This window comes from Kolteria novifilia (assembly GCA_007748055.1).
Classification (GTDB): Bacteria; Planctomycetota; Planctomycetia; order Kolteriales; family Kolteriaceae; genus Kolteria; species Kolteria novifilia.
Genome location: CP036279.1, coordinates 6872647 through 6887818, shown reverse-complemented (window position 1 = coordinate 6887818; position 15172 = coordinate 6872647). Strand labels below are relative to the sequence as shown.

The following is a 15172-nucleotide window of genomic DNA, read 5'->3' as shown; positions in this document are numbered from 1 at the left end:
GGGCTTCGGGGTGAATCGATCGTGAGGGTCGTCGCGAGTGTCGCGGCAAGGGGCGTTGATGTTGGCTTGGGGAGGAGAGGAAGAGACCCCCTCCTTCTCCCCCTTGGACAAGGGGGAGCAATAAGAGTGGCCCTTGGACAAGGGGGAGCGGTAAGAACGCCCCAAGAAGGTGGGAGTGGTAAGAGACACTCCCCACGTTGTTCATGGTCGTTGTTCGTGAGAAAGTTGTCTCTCAGAAGTCGTCGAAGAGGCTGCGACGCTTGGGCTCTTCTTTCTTCATCTCTTTCTTTTCTTCGGGCTCGTCGAACATGCTGCCGCCGGAAGACTTGGGCTCGGCCGGCTCGGGGGTGTCGTCGTTGCCGAAGAAGGAGGAAGCCTTCTTGCGCCGCTGCTCCTGCTGGATGGCCTGTTCGCCCGCGGAGGGGCCATCGCCCGCCATCGCTTCGGGCACCAGGTCGATCTTGTCCGCCGCGTGAAGATGGGGCTCGGGTCGGGCGCTCTCTCGCAAGCAAATGACCACCCCATCCGGCGTCGCCATGTAGAGACGATCGTTGTGCTGGTTGTCGACCGGGACCGTGAAGTCGGCGAGGGGAAGCGTGCCGATCGTGCGACCATCCTCGCGCGAGAGAATGGCGAGGTCGCCGGCGCGATCGTAGGCGAAAACGCGATCGGGACTGGCGCCCAGGACGCGGGTCATCTCCGGATTGACCCAGCGAGCTTCTCCGGTTTGGGCGTCGACGCAGTGCAGGCCGGAACTGACCGGCACGATGAACACGTCCTTTTCGAGGGCGAGGACTTTCTGCTCGACGGGATAACTTGCCCGATAGCGCCAGACCGTTTCGCCCTGCTTGGCGAGATCCAACGCGTAGACCGAGGTGTTGTCCGATCCGAAGTAGGCCATGTCCTTGAACGAGGCGAGCGGCGACCGGGTGGGGGAACCCGTGACATAGCGATAGAGGAGCCGGCGTTGACCGCCGGCGAAGGCGTAGAGAGTCCCTTCCCCGGTCAACAGCGCGACGACGTTCTGGCGAACGACGGGGGCGCAGAAGAGGTCGCTCTTCGCTTGGAAGAACCACAGCCGTGGCCAACGAGTGAACTTATACGTTTCGGTGGGCTTGAGGTTGAAGGCGCTCATCCGGTGGTCGGCGGTCTCGCAGAAGAGGACGTTGCCGGCCAGCGCGGGGCCCGCGGTGGTGAACGATTGCAGCGGCTTGCGGTGCAGGACACGGCCGGTGGAGCGATCGAGTTCCAGCAACTCGACGCCGCTGGCGACGAAGATGCGATCCTCGGCGACCGTGGGGCGATTGACCGGGTAACCCGACCGGGAGACTTTTGTGGTCCAAAGGTGTTGGCCGGTGTTGGCGTCGACGCAGTGGAGCCCGCCCTCGGTGGTGGAGAGGAAGACCATTCCCTCGTCGACATAGAGTGCGTTGATCTGCTCGAGGCCGCGCCGGCCGCCGAGGCGAGCGGTCCACTCCTCGGTCATCTCCAGGCGAGCGAGCTTGCGGGCGCTTGGCAGACGGGGACCGTTGACGTTGGGTTGGGCTTGGCCGACGCTTGCCGTCGACAGGCACAGAATCCAAAGTCCGACTACCGTCCCTGCTCGTCTCATCGCCATCTCCTCCCGGATTGGATGCGCGTGCGGATCCACGTGTCTACTAGCATACCACCTACATCATCGAGGCGCCGCCTGGTTGCCCGGTTGCGACGGCGTCTGAGACCAGCCCATTGGGCGCGTTGATCGAGTTGTGACGATCCTTCGGGTCGCGAGGGGCGTTTTCTCGCGTCGGCCGCGTTAGCGCTAGAGAAAAGGATCGAAAACGCCGGTCCCGTTCGCGTCGGGGTCGATCGGTTCGGGGCCGGTTGGGCCGCCCTTCGCCTGAATCGCGATTTCGGCACTCATCTTGATCGTCGGAAACGCTTCGCGCAGGGGAGTCATCGCCTCGCGGTCTCCCAATTCATCGATCGCTCGCTGGAGCGCCGGCAAGACTTGAACAGCTCGCCCAGCGCGCAGTTCACGTTCGAGATGGCCGGCGCACCACGTCGAGACCTCGCGATCGAGCTTCTCGCGATCGGCTGCGGAGAGCTTCCTGGCGAGGAACGTGCGAGCCTCGAGCACTTCGTCGATCTCGCCAAGTTCCTCGGCCGATTCGAGCCGTTCGCGCAGTTCTTCCGAAGAGAGATGCTCCAAATTCACGGGTGTTGACCGTGAGGGCCGCTCCGCATGCGCCAAGTCGACGATCGCTTCGCGAAGCTGCTCCAGTTCGGAGATCAGGTCGAGCTGGAACGGCGTCGGCGACTGGTCCGGTTGCCGCTCGAGGGAGCGAGTCCAGCACGCCAGAGCGCGCTCCAGCGCGTTCATGACGACGTACGCAATCCCGCCCAGGGCTGACCAGGTCAACAGCTCCGTGGCTCCGCTCGCCCATTCGCCCGACTGGGCCCTGGCGGCAAAGGTGACGGCACCCGCGAGAACCAGGATGCCCGCGATTCCCGTGGCGAACCAGTTTCCCCCGGCGGATGTCCTCCTGGGAGCTGGCTCGCTGGATGCGGTCTCCTTGGGATCCAACTTGTGGAGTTCCGGTGCCGACACGAACGTACCCACCCTTGTCGGTCCTCGGCTCTCGGGGAGCCACGTTCGACGGATGCCGAACGTCTGGGGTGTCGCGAGTCCGGCGGCGGAGCCGACCAACGACGCGAGTTCGCAACACCCTAAGTGGACCTGGCTTACGAAATGACGCCGGGGCTTGATCCTCGCGAATTGCTTCCCGAGGATCAACGTTGTTTCAGGGTGTATGATAACGCCTGGGGAGCGGGGATCGCAAACTCTTCGCCGAAGAGTCTTGGTGATCGAGGCCCGCTCGCGATAAGAAAAGCAGCATCGGCGCGAAGCCGACGTGGTGGATGCTGCTTCGATAGAGGAGATTCGTGACCCGTGACGATCGATGTCGCCATTCTCGGTGCTTCCGGCTACACGGCGCTGGAACTAGCTAAAATCCTTCTCCGGCATCCGAATGCTCGGGTGGTCGCCGTGACCTCGCGCGACGAGGAGCAACCGGCGATGGCGGATGTGCATCCGTCGCTGACCGGCCGTCTCGATCTTCGCTGCGAGCCCTTCGATCCCGACACGATCGCGGCGAAGGCCCAGTGCGTCTTCTGCGCGCTGCCCCACGGAGCGAGCATGGCGGCGGTGCGAGACCTGTTGGCTCGCGGCGTTCGCGTGATTGACTTGAGCGCGGACTACCGGCTTCGCGACCCGAACGTCTACGCCGAGTGGTATGGCGCCAGCCATGCCGACACCGAGAACCTCGAACACGCGGTCTACGGCCTGCCCGAACTATGGGCCGACGAGATCTCCAAGGCTCGCCTGATCGCCAATCCGGGCTGCTACCCGACGTCGGCGATTCTGGGGCTTGCTCCGCTGTTGGCGGCGGGGGATTTGATCGACCCGAAGGGCATCATTGTCGACAGCAAGAGTGGGGTGACCGGGGCCGGACGCACACCGAAGCTGATGACGCACTTCCCCGAATGCAACGAGAACGTTGAAGCCTACAACGTCGGCTGGCACCGGCATACGCCCGAGATCGAGCAGATCCTCTCGGATGTCAGCGGCACCGGGGTCGAAGTGATCTTCACGCCCCACTTGATCCCCATGGATCGCGGGATCTTCACGACCTCCTACGCCCCGCTGCAACGGACGGTCGACGAGAAGCAACTGCTGGAGATCTTTCGGGATTTCTATCGCGGCAAGCCCTTCGTGCGGGTCATCGAGCACCTGCCCGCGACGAAGGACACCGTCGGCAGCAACTTCCTCGATGTGACGGTCCGGGTCGTTCGCCAGCGCGCCGTCGTGATGTCCTGCGAGGACAACCTCCTCAAGGGGGCCTCGGGCGCGGCGGTGCAGAACTTCAACCTGATGTTCGGCTTCCCCGAGACCACCGCGCTGCTGTGAGCGTGAGCTCTTGTCCCCATCTCCCCTTCGGAAAAGGCCTCTTGTCCCCATCTCCCGGTGGGCTGAGTGGTGAGGGGATTTGTCTTCGAAAGTCACCCTTGTCTTTCCGGACGGGAATCTCCCTCACCCGGCTCACTGCGTTCGCCGACCTCTCCCCAAGGAGAGGTGAGAAGAACCTGACGCGAGTCTGGCCCTGTAGGTCAGGCTATTGCCGAGGTTTCCCATCTCCCGGTGGGAAAAGGCCTCTTGTCCTCCTCTCCCGGTCGGGAGAGGGGTTAGGGGTGAGGGGATTTGTCTTCGAAAGTCACCCTTGTCTTTCCGGACGGGAATCTCCCTCACCCGGCTCACTGCGTTCGCCGACCTCTCCCCAAGGAGAGGTGAGAAGAACCTGACACGAGATTGGCCCTGTAGGTCAGGCTATTGCCTGACGCGAGTCACGGGCGGCGATCACGTCAGGGTGGAGATGGTGGCGAAGTCGCCTTTGAGCGAGCGGTAGAGGTTCCCGAACTCGGGATAGCATTTCTCGTACATCGCCGCGGCCTTCTTCTTGGGGCTCGACTTGCGGACGGTCCGGATGACCCGATCGCAGATCTCCGGCACGCTCTTAAAGTGCCCGGTGCCGACGGCGGCAAGTAGCGCGACCCCGTAGGCGGGGCCCTCCTCGGCGTTGATCGTCCGGACCGGCTGACCGTAGATGTCGGCTTGAAGCTGTCGCCAGAAGGGGCTGCGGGCGCCGCCGCCGGAGACCCGGATCTCTTCGACGGGAATTCCGAGTCCTTTGATCAACTCGAGCGAATCCTTCATCGCGTAGGTCGCCCCTTCCATGAGCGAACGAACCATATGGGCCCGGCCGTGGCGCGGGGTCAGTCCGATCCAGGCGCCGCGGGCATGCGGATCGGCGTGCGGCGTCCGTTCGCCGGTCAGGTAGGGGAGGAAGAAGAGACCTTCCGAGCCGGGAGGGGCTTCGGCCGCTTCGGCGGTGAGGATCTGGTAGGGATCGACCTTCTTGCGTTTGGCTCGCGAGACGCTGTAGTCCCCGAGTTCGTTGCGATACCACTGCAAGCTGCCGCCCGCCGAGAGAATGACTCCCATGACGTGCCACTTGCCGCGAACTGCGTGGCAGAAGGTGTGCAGCCGGCCTTCCGGGTCGGTCTCGACAGTGTCGCTATGGGCGAAGACGACGCCGCTGGTGCCCATGGTCGCGGAGATGACGCCTCGGCTGACGATGCCGTTGCCGACGGCTCCCGCGGCTTGGTCGCCGCCGCCGCCCACGACGGGAGTCCCTGGGGCGAGCCCGACTTCCTTGGCGACTTGAACGGTCAGGGATCCGCTGATCTCCTCGGACTCGTAGCACGTGGGCAATAGATCGGGATCGAGTTCGAGCTTCTCCAGCAGGGGACGCGACCATTGACGGCCGGCGACATCCAGGAGTAGCGTGCCCGACGCGTCGCTGACCTCGGTCGCGTACTCGCCGGTGAGTCGAAAGCGGACGTAGTCCTTGGGAAGGAGCACCTTGCGGACTTTATCGAAGACCTTCGGTTCGTGGTTTCGAAGCCAAAGGATCTTCGGGGCGGTGAAGCCGGTCAGGGCGGGATTGGCGACGAGCCGGAGCAACTCGGCGCGGCCGCCGGCGCGGCTTTCGATCTCGGCGCATTCCTCGCCGGTGCGTTGATCGTTCCAGAGCAGGGCGGGGCGAAGGACCATGTCCTTGCGGTCGAGGAAGACGGAGCCGTGCATCTGGCCCGAGAGGCCAATCCCCTTGACGTCGGCCGCCTTGAGCTTGGCTTTCTTGACGAGCTGGCGGATGGTCGCCTTGGAGGCCTGCCACCAATCCTCGGGCTCCTGCTCCGACCAGCCGGGTTTGGGGTAGCTGATCGGATAGGTCGCGGTGGCGCTGGCGAGGATCTTCCCTTTGGCGTCGATCGCGAGCGATTTCGTGCCACTAGTTCCCACGTCGATGCCAAGAAACACGTTCGCCACGTCGGTACCCTCTCCCGGAATGATCCTGCAATTTGCGGCTGGCGGGAGGCTATGCTAATGGGGTCGGGCGGCGGTTGCAAGAACTCGGTTCCTGGCCTCGACGGCCCATGGCGAAGGACATTCGTCCCTCGTTCGCGGAATGCCTCCGCCACGAACCTTTCCCGAGGTTGAACCAATTCGGCTTGCAGTGGGACGACGATCGCGCCACACTAAGTGCCGGAAGATGTCCGCGCCGAGCGCGGATCACGACCGCGAAGGATCGATGGAGTGGGGACGTGGCCACGCGGCACGGCGTCCCATCTCGCTATGGATGGCCCATGAATTCTCGCGTGAAGCTTGCCCGGCGCAAGTTGGACACCCTTTCTAGGCTTGCGCGCCTCGTCGCCGCTCGGCGGGTTCTCCAATCCCTGAAGAGACGCCGCGACGATCGTCCGGCCCCCGGTCCGCTTTGGTCCCTGGCCCTGACGCTGTTCCTCTTCAAACGTCTCTTCCACCACGAGTCGCGGATTCCCCTGACCAGTGGACGACGGGCGTGGAACGCGTGGCGGCGGGAGTGGACCACCTACTTCCTCATGCGTCTGCACGCCTTCGAAACCTGGGGGCACACGCTTCGCAGCGATCCCTATCGACGACACATCGAAAACAACCGCCCCCGGCCCGAAGAGGTCGAGCGGATGAGGAACCTGGCTCGCGGTTTCTCTTACCGTCCACTGATCAGCGTCGTCGTCCCGGTCTACAACACGCCCCGCGAGTGGCTGTTGCGGATGGTGACCTCCATCGTCAAACAAGCCTACGATCGCTGGGAACTCATCCTCGTCGACGATGGCTCGACGTCGGAGGAGACGAAGAGCACCCTGCGTGAGATCGCCGATCTCGACGAGCGGATCGGGGTCGAGTGGGCACCACGCAACGGTGGGGTTTCCCGCGCCACCAACCGTGGTGTCGATGTCAGTCACGGGGAGTACATCGCGTTCGTCGACCACGATGACGAATTGCTCGACGACTCGCTGTGGCATGTCGCCGATCGCCTGCAGCGCGAGCCGGAACTCGACTTGCTCTACAGCGACGAGGAGTACGTCCCGACCTGGGACGTGGCTCCCTATCCCTACTTCAAGCCCGACTTCTCGCCCGAGCAACTCATCGCCCAGAACTACTGCTGCCATCTGGTGGTCGTGCGCAAATCCGCGTTCGAGCAGATCGGCGGTCTCCGACCCGACACCGACGGCGCCCAGGATCACGACATGATCCTGCGGATGGTCGAGCGGGGCTGTCACGTCGGACACATTCCCCGCATCCTCTACCGTTGGTTCCAAGTTCCCTCGCTCAGCCGGCAGCGCGACGACGGCGAGAAGCGGCTGGTCGTTTCCGAGAAAATCATCGAGACCGCCAAGGGGGTGGTCGACGGTCATCTCGAACGTCGCGGGGTCGAGGCTCGCTGCGAACGGGTCGAGAACTGGGTTCGCCCGGAATTCGCGCCCGCTGATCGAGGCAAAGTCAGCATCATCATCCCGACTCGCGACAACCCCGACTTCCTCCGCAAGGCCGTCGGCTCGATCGAGAAGTTGACTGACTATCCGAACTACGAGATCGTCATCATCGACAACGAAAGTCGCACGTTGCGAGCTCGGCGACTCCTGGCTCGGCTCGGAAGGCGCCACCGGGTGATTCAGCTTCCCAGCGGCCCCGAAGGTTTCAATTTCTCCCAGCTCAATAACAAGGCGGTTGAGCGTCTCGACAGCGACTACCTCGTCTTCTTCAACGACGATGTCGAAGTCCTCTCGCGCGGATGGCTCTCGGGCATGATCGGGACGTTGCAGGTTCCCGGGGTCGGCATCGCGGGCGCCCGGCTGCTCTTTCCCAATCGCACCGTGCAGCACGTCGGGGTGATCCTCGGCGCGATGGGCTACGGAGCGTGGCACGCTTTTCTCGGCTTGCCGGCGGCGTTGGAGGTGGGCAATGGCTACACCTATCTGCCTCGCAACGCGATGGCGGTGACGGGAGCTTGTCTTTGCACCCGCCGAGAACTCTTCGACCAACTGGGCGGCTTCGACGAGGAGAAGTTCGCGGTCTCGTTCAACGATGTCGACTTCTGCCTGCGGGCGGGCGAGGCCGGATGGCGAACCGCCTTCGTGCCGCAAGCGGAACTGCTCCACGACGAAGGGAGCTCGCGCGGGTCGAAGGTCAATCCGTACGAACTGGCCGCCCTTCGGGAACGCTATCCCCGCATCGTCGATCCCTACTGGAACCCCAACTTCAGCCGGACGAGCCCTTACTTCGAGCTGAACTCGCGGCGGCAGGCTCGTCGGCTCTGGGAGTCCCTCAAACCACGTGTCCTGGTGGTCTCCTCGCCGAGCCGGGTCGCGGAAGCGTGGCCCAACGTCGCGGACCTCTTCGGGGAGCTGCGGCGGCGCGGGCAGATCGAACTGATCGACCATCGCGTCGAGCGGGACGATCCGGCCAGCTTGAACGCGGGGCGAACGGCACTGCGCGACGGAGACTTCGATGTCGTCGTCGCTCAAGGGACGACTCTCCTGCCCATCATTCGCGATGCGAAGAACGTCGGCGTCCCGTCACTTTGGCATCTGCCCGAGCACCTGATCGTCGAGGATCATCGCGATCCGGAGCGACTCGCCGGTTTTCTCGAGCTGCGCGAAGCGATGCAGTGGGCCTATCAAGTCGTCTTCAACAACATCTACTCCTATCGCTGGGCCTCCGGCGGCGTTCCGCCCGAGAACTTCTCGCTGATCGATGGCGTGCTCACCGATGAGGGCGACTCGCCCGTCATCGACGAGACCCGGCAGCGCATCGCCCGCGCCCAATGGGGGTTGGAGAAGGATTGCGTCGTCTTCCTCGCGGTGGTCAACGATTCGAGTGACGCCGGATTGGATACCGTCCTCGAGGCGTACCGGAAACTCGGCACCACCCGTTCGCCCAGTTTCCTCTTCGTCCTGCGGCAAGGGCCGGTGACCAGTCGCGAGGAGATGCGGCTGTTGCGGTTCGCGCGGCGCCTCGATCGGGTGGCGATCCTGACCGAGCCCGTGGGATGGGAGATTCCGCTCGCCGCGGCGGACGTTGTGATCGCGGAAGGGTTCAACGACGTTCGCCCCTATCTCGTCATGCGTGCCAAGGCGATGGGGCTGCCGGTGATTGGAACGGTTCACTTGGAGCGTGCCGAGGCACTCTATGGGGATGTCACGGGGCTGATCCACGAACGCTTCGACGCGAAGAGTCTTTGCCGGGCGATGCGAACTCTCGTGGACGATCCCAAGCGGCGCAAGACGTTCGGCGATCAGGGTCGGGCATGGTTGTCGAGCCGGGCGGAGCCTTCGGCGGTGCTCGAGTGGTGGCATCAGATCCTCGTCGAGGCGTCAGAACTGCGGGGACGCGTCCCCGCGGCGCCCTGCGAAACGGCGTCGGCGTCACCCGTGATCGAACAGGAGAAGACACTAGCCCTGAAAACCGGCTGAAACGGAAAAGAGGGGCTAAGCGCCCGATCAGGTTCGTTCCCCGGTCCGGAGATCGAAAAAGAGAGGGCGTCGAATCCGAATGGGCCGTGACGATGCGCCATAATGAAGAGGCGATCGACACCTGTCTGTTTGGCGAGCCGCCGAGTGAGTCTTCCCGAGGTGAATGCTGGGGAAGGCCGAGTGCTCGAAAGCGTCGCCGGACAGCTCCCGTCCATTCGACAGGGTGACGATTGCCGTCGCCTCGCGGTGATCCCTTGAAAAGGACGCTTTACTAAAGCGACCGTTTAGGGAAAATGTACAAAGCGTGTGTCGGGATTCCGGCCACGAACGGGAGCGATCAGCAGGGCTGGGTACGGAAAACGACGCCAATTCTGCTGTTTTGCCCCATTCGTGTCGACAAGCGACGGCTTCGGCACGCCGCTTGCGAAACTGCGAGGGTGTCCATTCGGAGTACAATGAAACCGGGTGAGCGGCACGAGGAGGTTCCTCCTCGCCACTGCTTGCCGATCTCAGGGTTCCTACCCTCAAGGAAAGGTGTTCATGGCCAGCAAGCGTGGTGCGATCGGCACGAGCGGCCGCGACGCTCGTAAAAATGCGTTCTGTTCTTTCTGCCGTAAGAGCTACCGCGACGTCGGACCGCTCGTCGAGGGTCCGGGTGACGTCTACATCTGCGGCGAGTGCATCGAGCTTTGCCAGTCGATCCTTGAACAGGAACGTCGGCGTCGTCGTGGCGGAGCCCGCCCCCTCTTTTCAAAGATTCCTTCCCCGCGAGAGATCACCAACAGCCTCGATGAGTACGTCATCGGGCAAGAGCGTGCCAAGAAGGTGCTCTCGGTCGCGGTCAACAACCACTACAAGCGCCTTCAGTACAACGAGGAAGGCAGCGACGACGTCGAACTCGAGAAGAGCAACATCCTGCTGGTCGGACCGACCGGTTGCGGGAAGACGCTCATGGCTCGCACGCTCGCCCGGATCGCCAACGTTCCCTTCGCGATCGGCGACGCGACCACGCTCACCGAAGCGGGCTACGTCGGCGAGGACGTCGAGAACCTGTTGCTCAAGCTTCTTCACGCCGCCGACTTCGACCTCGAAGCCGCCCAGCGGGGCATTATTTACATCGACGAAGTCGACAAGATCAACAAGACGAGCCAGAACGTCAGCATCACCCGCGACGTTTCCGGCGAGGGCGTCCAGCAGGCCCTGCTCAAGATGATCGAGGGAACCGTCAGCAACGTGCCGCCGCAGGGGGGACGCAAGCACCCCGAGCAGCAGTACATTCAGATCGACACCTCGAACATCCTCTTCATCTGTGGAGGGACCTTCGCGGGGCTCGAGAATGTTATCGCCCGCCGCGTCGGTCGCAAGACGATCGGCTTCGGTAGCGACAACCAGTGGGATCGCGAAGACGATCTCGGCTACTTGCTCTCGCAGGTCACCAGCGACGACCTAATCGAGTACGGCATGATCCCCGAGTTCGTCGGTCGGCTTCCGGTCATCGCGCCGCTGGAGCCGCTTGGCGAGAGTGCCTTGGTTCGGATCTTGACCGAGCCGAAGAACGCCCTCGTTCGCCAGTACCAGAAGTTCTTCGAGATGGAAGGGGCCGAGCTCGAGTTCGCTCCCGAGGCGCTCAAGGCAGTCGCCGAGATGGCCCAAGAGCGCGATACGGGTGCCCGTGGTCTTCGCAGCATGATCGAAGACATGATGCTCGAGTTGCTTTACGCTCTACCGGAGCAGGATCGCGGTCAGAAGTTCCGAGTCGATGAGGACGTGATTCGCGGCTTCAAGTCGCTGACATCCGATCCGCCGCAGCGCGAAAGCGCCTGATCCTCTCCGAATGGATCCTTCGCGACACGCCGGCCCGGTCATCGACTGGGCCGGTTCGCGTTTTTGACGATGGCTACGGCGCAGGTGCCGGAGCCTGGTCCACTTTCGCGAGCATCTCCCCGGCGATCTTCTTCACCTGGGCAACGCCATTGGCTTTGTTGAGCTTCTCGTAGAGCGGCGCGAGTTCCTCGTACAGGGCGGGATCGCTCTCTTTGAGTTCCTCGAGCGGAGCCCTGATCTCCTCCAAGCCGCTTCCCCCTTCCCCCGTCTCGGCGTGCAACTTCAGGTGTTGCTTGAGCGACGCCAACGAGGTCGACTCGCTACTTTCGGGGCCCGCCGAGGAACCGCATCCCACCAAGCCCATCATGACGACGGGAACGAAGAACCAAGAGAGTACGCGCATCGTGGTTTCACACCTTCCATAAGCTCGGCTGTCGAGACACTCGGCCATGACGATGTCCGACATCATCCCAGGTGGGAGCATTCTTACGACGTTTGATGAATGACGGGAGCTTGGCGAAACTAGGGCGCTTCCCGCATGCCCACGGCGAGCGTGAGTCTTTTGAACATGCCCACGGCGAGCGTGAGCATCCGGCACCCAAGCTGGCGAACATTCAATGACACGCTTGTGACACTTGGGGTAGGCTGGCCGCTGGTGCTCTGGTCCATCTGAGTGTTCGGCAGCCAATGCCACCCCGACTTTGGGGCTAACAGAGAACTAGGCTTCGTCTCAAAAGTTGATCGTCGGCCCGAGACACAGCGAGTTGGTGGGGGACGAGGAGGTCGAAACAGGCGAATCCGTTGGATTCGTCGATGCAGACCGACAAAGTCCCGCGGCAACTTAGCCAGCCGAAGCCAGAGCCGACTTTTGAGACGGAGCCTAGTTGGTCTGGACGATGTTGCCGTCGTTGGTCGCGCCGAGCAACTGCCAGGTGCTGTTGTCAATACTGTCGGAGATGAACGTGACGTTGCCGTCGCCGAGCAGGACGGTCACGCCGCCAGGGTGCCGGCTGGTTGCCGTGACCATGCCCCAGTTGTCCGAGGCGCCGCAGCCGGAGCAGGAGAGACAGCTCGGGTAGGGGCTGTTGGGGTTGGTCAGGGTGTTGAAGACGGTCTGGTTCAAGTCGCCACGAATCCAGTTGGCCCCGGAGTCGCCGCGCGAGTTGGACGCCGCGCCCGCCGAGCAGCTATCGCCCCAGGCTTCGACCTGGGCGGTCGTCGGGAACGAGTTCGGGAAGCCACCTGGCCTGCCGACGCCACGGACGGTATCGCCGAGCGAGTAGGTGCCGTTCTCGCCGTCGCCGTGCATGATTTCGGAAGCGGCGATCGTCTTGGAGAGCCCGTCGGTGACATCGTTGAACCGGACCGTGACACGGTAGTTGAACATGCCGACCTGGTGGTTCGTTTGGACGACGGGGTTGGTCGCGCTCGCTCCGGCGTTTCCCCCGAGGTAGAACATCGACGGCCCGGACGAGACGACGTAGCTATTGCCAGGGGCGTTCGAGAAACGCGGTGAATCGGAGGGACAGAGGAATCCGGCGATCTTGTTGCGGCCGAGGGCGGCGTTCACGGCGTTGTACGCGTTGTTGTCGAAGTTCAGTTGGTCGTAGATCCCCACCTGATCGAGGAACGGCAACAGCATGGTTTGAGCCGAGAAGCCTTGCCAGGAGCGGTAGGAGAAGCCGTTGCCGGTTCCGTCGGTCTCGAAATTGCCCCGCGGCAGGGCCGAGTGGGCATCGTGGTAGCTGTGCAACGCGATCCCGAGTTGCTTCATGTTGTTGGAGCACTGCGCTCGACGGGCGGCTTCCCGGGCGGACTGGACGGCTGGCAACAACAATCCGACCAAAACGCCGATGATCGCGATGACCACGAGCAATTCGACGAGCGTGAACGCGACACGGCGCGCGCGGATACGAGACATGCTTGAACTCCTCAACGTTGAAAGATGATGTGGTGGTTCGCGGAGTCTGTGCTGGCGGAATCGTACTCGCACGAACATGGTCCCCCATTAAGAGTTTAGAGTAGATCCACGCTTGCCACATCGGGCACTTGGCCCATCAATACCATCATCGAGCAAGCCGGTCCCCGAGAGGGTGCTTGACGTGCTCGACCACGCCCTTAGGCTAGACGCAAAGGGCCAACACCAACCATGCCAAGGAGTGATGACCATGCGCCGTCTCTGTGCCGGTGGTCTTGTTCTGCTGCTTGCTTCGTCCGGATTCAGTCAGAACGCTAATGACCCGTACCAAGAAGGTCTCGGTCATCTCAACCGTGGAGATTTGAGAACGGCGCTGGCGAACTTCCAGCAAGCCTCTCAGTCCAATCCCGACGCCAACACCCTCTTCGCGAAGGGCTACGTCCTCTCAAAGCTCGGCCAACACGAGCAAGCCCTCGACTCCTACAACCAGGCGGCGGCCGCGGCGCCAACCAACGCCAACGTCTACATCAACCGCGGCAATACCCAGGCGCGACTTGGAAACTACGACGCGGCGATCGCCGACCAGACGCGGGCGGCTCAGCTACAGCCGAATAATCATCTACCCTACTTCAACCGAGGATTCGCTCGTGCGAAGACGCAAGACCATCAAGGGGCGGTCGCCGACTTCAACCGCTCGCTCGAGCTCAATCCCTCGCACGCCGGCTCCTACCACTATCGGGGGCAGTCGCACGCGGCGCTAGGCGACGACGCGCGGGCTCAGGCGGACGGATCCCGTGCCCGCGCGATGGGCTATCAGCCTCGCAACGATTCGAGCAACCTCCGGCTGAATCGAGCCCCGTCGACGAAACAGGGCGCGCCGCGGGCCGGTGAACGTCGCGAGGAATCGCCAGCGTTTCCGAAGGGAAATGAGCCCGATCGCAAGATGGCACCCACGGCGCCGAAAGCCCAAGGGGAGGCGCCGAAGAGCTCGCCCAAGGCTTCCGGAAAGAGTGGCGGCCTCTTCGACTTCGGATTTGGCGGCGGGGACAACAAGTCCGCCGAGCCCAAAGCTCGGGGAGGCGCGGAGCCCAAGGGCAAGTCCGGCGGGCGTCGCGAAGAGTCGAAAGGTGCGGAGAAGTCGAAGGGGGCTCCGAAGAAATCCTCCGGCGGGCTTTTCGACTAACACTGTGTCGCGAAAGCGACTGATGGCCATCGCCTTGGGTCACCCGACGTTCGGTTGGGTGGCCCGATCCGTCCCTTTCATCAGATCTACATCCTTCCTCTAGCCCTTGCCGGGCGCGTCATTTGAGCCATTTCGAAGAGGTTCTCGGTCGGTTTTCGTGCTGATGGGAGCCGATTTGGTCGACTTTAGGGAAAAAACATCGATCCATGTCCGGTTTGCTCCCGGATTGCTCCTACCCAGGCGAGCAGAGACAACTTGGAATCGACGAGGCGACGACACCTCGCTTTGGCAATCAGTGGCCAGCTAGATTCCGTGGACCATTGTCTCGCAACCAGACGACGCCGGTTTATGCCGGCGCCCGCCATGTACCGAGGAGCCCACGCCATGGCCAACGTCCTTGTGATCGACGACAACTGGAGCGTTTGTGAGATGATCGAGGCAATGCTCGATCCTGATCACGAGGTGACCACCTGTTTCGATGGTACTCGCGGCCTCCGACTCTACGAAGAGGGCGATTACGATCTGGTGATTACCGACTTGATGATGCCCGGACTGACTGGATTGGAAGTGATGCGGTCGATCCGCGAGCGTGAGCCGGGTGCCAAGGTGCTCACGATCTCCGGCGGGAAGGATCTTCCGATCGGGACGGCGCTGCTCAAGTGTGCCGAACTTCACGGCGCCGACGCGACGCTCGAAAAACCCTTCCGAAGAAACGATCTAGTCCACCGCGTCGATCAGGTGCTCGCGTCGACCTTCGGGCAAATCAGCTCGGCCCATCCTGCCGATGACGGCGCCTCGTCTGGTTGCGTTGATTCCCACCCCGATACCGCCGTCTAGCCGCCCCGACGCCG

The 15172-nt window shown here is 62.9% G+C and carries 10 protein-coding genes; 5 read left to right on the top strand and 5 right to left on the bottom strand.

Annotated elements, in window-relative coordinates:
• Nucleotides 1-232 precede the first annotated feature (232 nt).
• Nucleotides 233-1612 carry an outer membrane protein assembly factor BamB family protein gene (locus Pan216_RS25325; RefSeq protein ID WP_419192983.1) on the bottom strand — a complete coding sequence of 460 codons (1380 nt, stop codon included), beginning with the start codon at nucleotides 1610-1612 and terminating at the stop codon, nucleotides 233-235.
• A gap of 189 nt (nucleotides 1613-1801) precedes the next feature.
• Nucleotides 1802-2602: a hypothetical protein gene (locus Pan216_RS25320; RefSeq protein WP_145262593.1), complete on the bottom strand. Its 801-nt coding sequence runs from the start codon at nucleotides 2600-2602 to the stop codon at nucleotides 1802-1804.
• 330 nt (nucleotides 2603-2932) lie between these two features.
• Here Pan216_RS25320 and argC point away from each other — a divergent pair, with 330 nt between their 5' ends.
• Nucleotides 2933-3949: an N-acetyl-gamma-glutamyl-phosphate reductase gene (gene argC / locus Pan216_RS25315; protein WP_145262591.1), complete on the top strand. Its 1017-nt coding sequence runs from the start codon at nucleotides 2933-2935 to the stop codon at nucleotides 3947-3949.
• A 447-nt stretch (nucleotides 3950-4396) separates the two neighbouring features.
• Here the strand turns inward: argC and xylB are convergent, their stop codons facing one another.
• A complete protein-coding gene (gene xylB, locus Pan216_RS25310; RefSeq protein ID WP_145262589.1) occupies nucleotides 4397-5929 on the bottom strand; it encodes a xylulokinase in 1533 nt (510 codons plus the stop codon).
• A 317-nt stretch (nucleotides 5930-6246) separates the two neighbouring features.
• Here xylB and Pan216_RS25305 point away from each other — a divergent pair, with 317 nt between their 5' ends.
• Nucleotides 6247-9396, top strand: coding sequence for a glycosyltransferase (locus tag Pan216_RS25305; RefSeq protein WP_419192982.1), 3150 nt, complete (start codon nucleotides 6247-6249; stop codon nucleotides 9394-9396).
• A gap of 540 nt (nucleotides 9397-9936) precedes the next feature.
• Complete coding sequence (gene clpX / locus Pan216_RS25300; protein ID WP_145262584.1) at nucleotides 9937-11220, top strand: ATP-dependent Clp protease ATP-binding subunit ClpX; 1284 nt, start codon at nucleotides 9937-9939, stop codon at nucleotides 11218-11220.
• Nucleotides 11221-11293: 73 nt separating this feature from the next.
• Here the strand turns inward: clpX and Pan216_RS25295 are convergent, their stop codons facing one another.
• Both Pan216_RS25295 and Pan216_RS25290 read right to left on the bottom strand, forming a co-directional pair.
• Nucleotides 11294-11623 (bottom strand): hypothetical protein, encoded by a 330-nt coding sequence (locus tag Pan216_RS25295; protein WP_145262582.1) that lies wholly within the window; start codon nucleotides 11621-11623, stop codon nucleotides 11294-11296.
• 477 nt (nucleotides 11624-12100) lie between these two features.
• A complete protein-coding gene (locus Pan216_RS25290; RefSeq protein WP_145262580.1) occupies nucleotides 12101-13141 on the bottom strand; it encodes a DUF1559 domain-containing protein in 1041 nt (346 codons plus the stop codon).
• A 247-nt stretch (nucleotides 13142-13388) separates the two neighbouring features.
• Here Pan216_RS25290 and Pan216_RS25285 point away from each other — a divergent pair, with 247 nt between their 5' ends.
• Together Pan216_RS25285 and Pan216_RS25280 are read left to right on the top strand one after the other, a co-directional pair.
• Nucleotides 13389-14321, top strand: a complete 933-nt coding sequence (locus Pan216_RS25285; RefSeq protein WP_419192981.1) for a tetratricopeptide repeat protein — start codon at nucleotides 13389-13391, stop codon at nucleotides 14319-14321.
• A 384-nt stretch (nucleotides 14322-14705) separates the two neighbouring features.
• A complete protein-coding gene (locus tag Pan216_RS25280) occupies nucleotides 14706-15158 on the top strand; it encodes a response regulator (protein WP_419192980.1) in 453 nt (150 codons plus the stop codon).
• The last annotated feature ends 14 nt before the right edge of the window (nucleotides 15159-15172 follow it).

Excerpts from the sequence above, each read along its gene's own strand:
- Pan216_RS25325 (WP_419192983.1), bottom strand. The coding sequence starts at position 1,612 with ATGAGACGAGCAGGGACGGTAGTCGGACTTTGGATTCTGTGCCTGTCG.
- Pan216_RS25305 (WP_419192982.1), top strand. The coding sequence starts at position 6,247 with ATGAATTCTCGCGTGAAGCTTGCCCGGCGCAAGTTGGACACCCTTTCT.
- clpX (WP_145262584.1), top strand. The coding sequence starts at position 9,937 with ATGGCCAGCAAGCGTGGTGCGATCGGCACGAGCGGCCGCGACGCTCGT.
- Pan216_RS25295 (WP_145262582.1), bottom strand. The coding sequence starts at position 11,623 with ATGCGCGTACTCTCTTGGTTCTTCGTTCCCGTCGTCATGATGGGCTTG.
- Pan216_RS25290 (WP_145262580.1), bottom strand. The coding sequence starts at position 13,141 with ATGTCTCGTATCCGCGCGCGCCGTGTCGCGTTCACGCTCGTCGAATTG.
- Pan216_RS25285 (WP_419192981.1), top strand. The coding sequence starts at position 13,389 with ATGCGCCGTCTCTGTGCCGGTGGTCTTGTTCTGCTGCTTGCTTCGTCC.
- Pan216_RS25280 (WP_419192980.1), top strand. The coding sequence starts at position 14,706 with ATGGCCAACGTCCTTGTGATCGACGACAACTGGAGCGTTTGTGAGATG.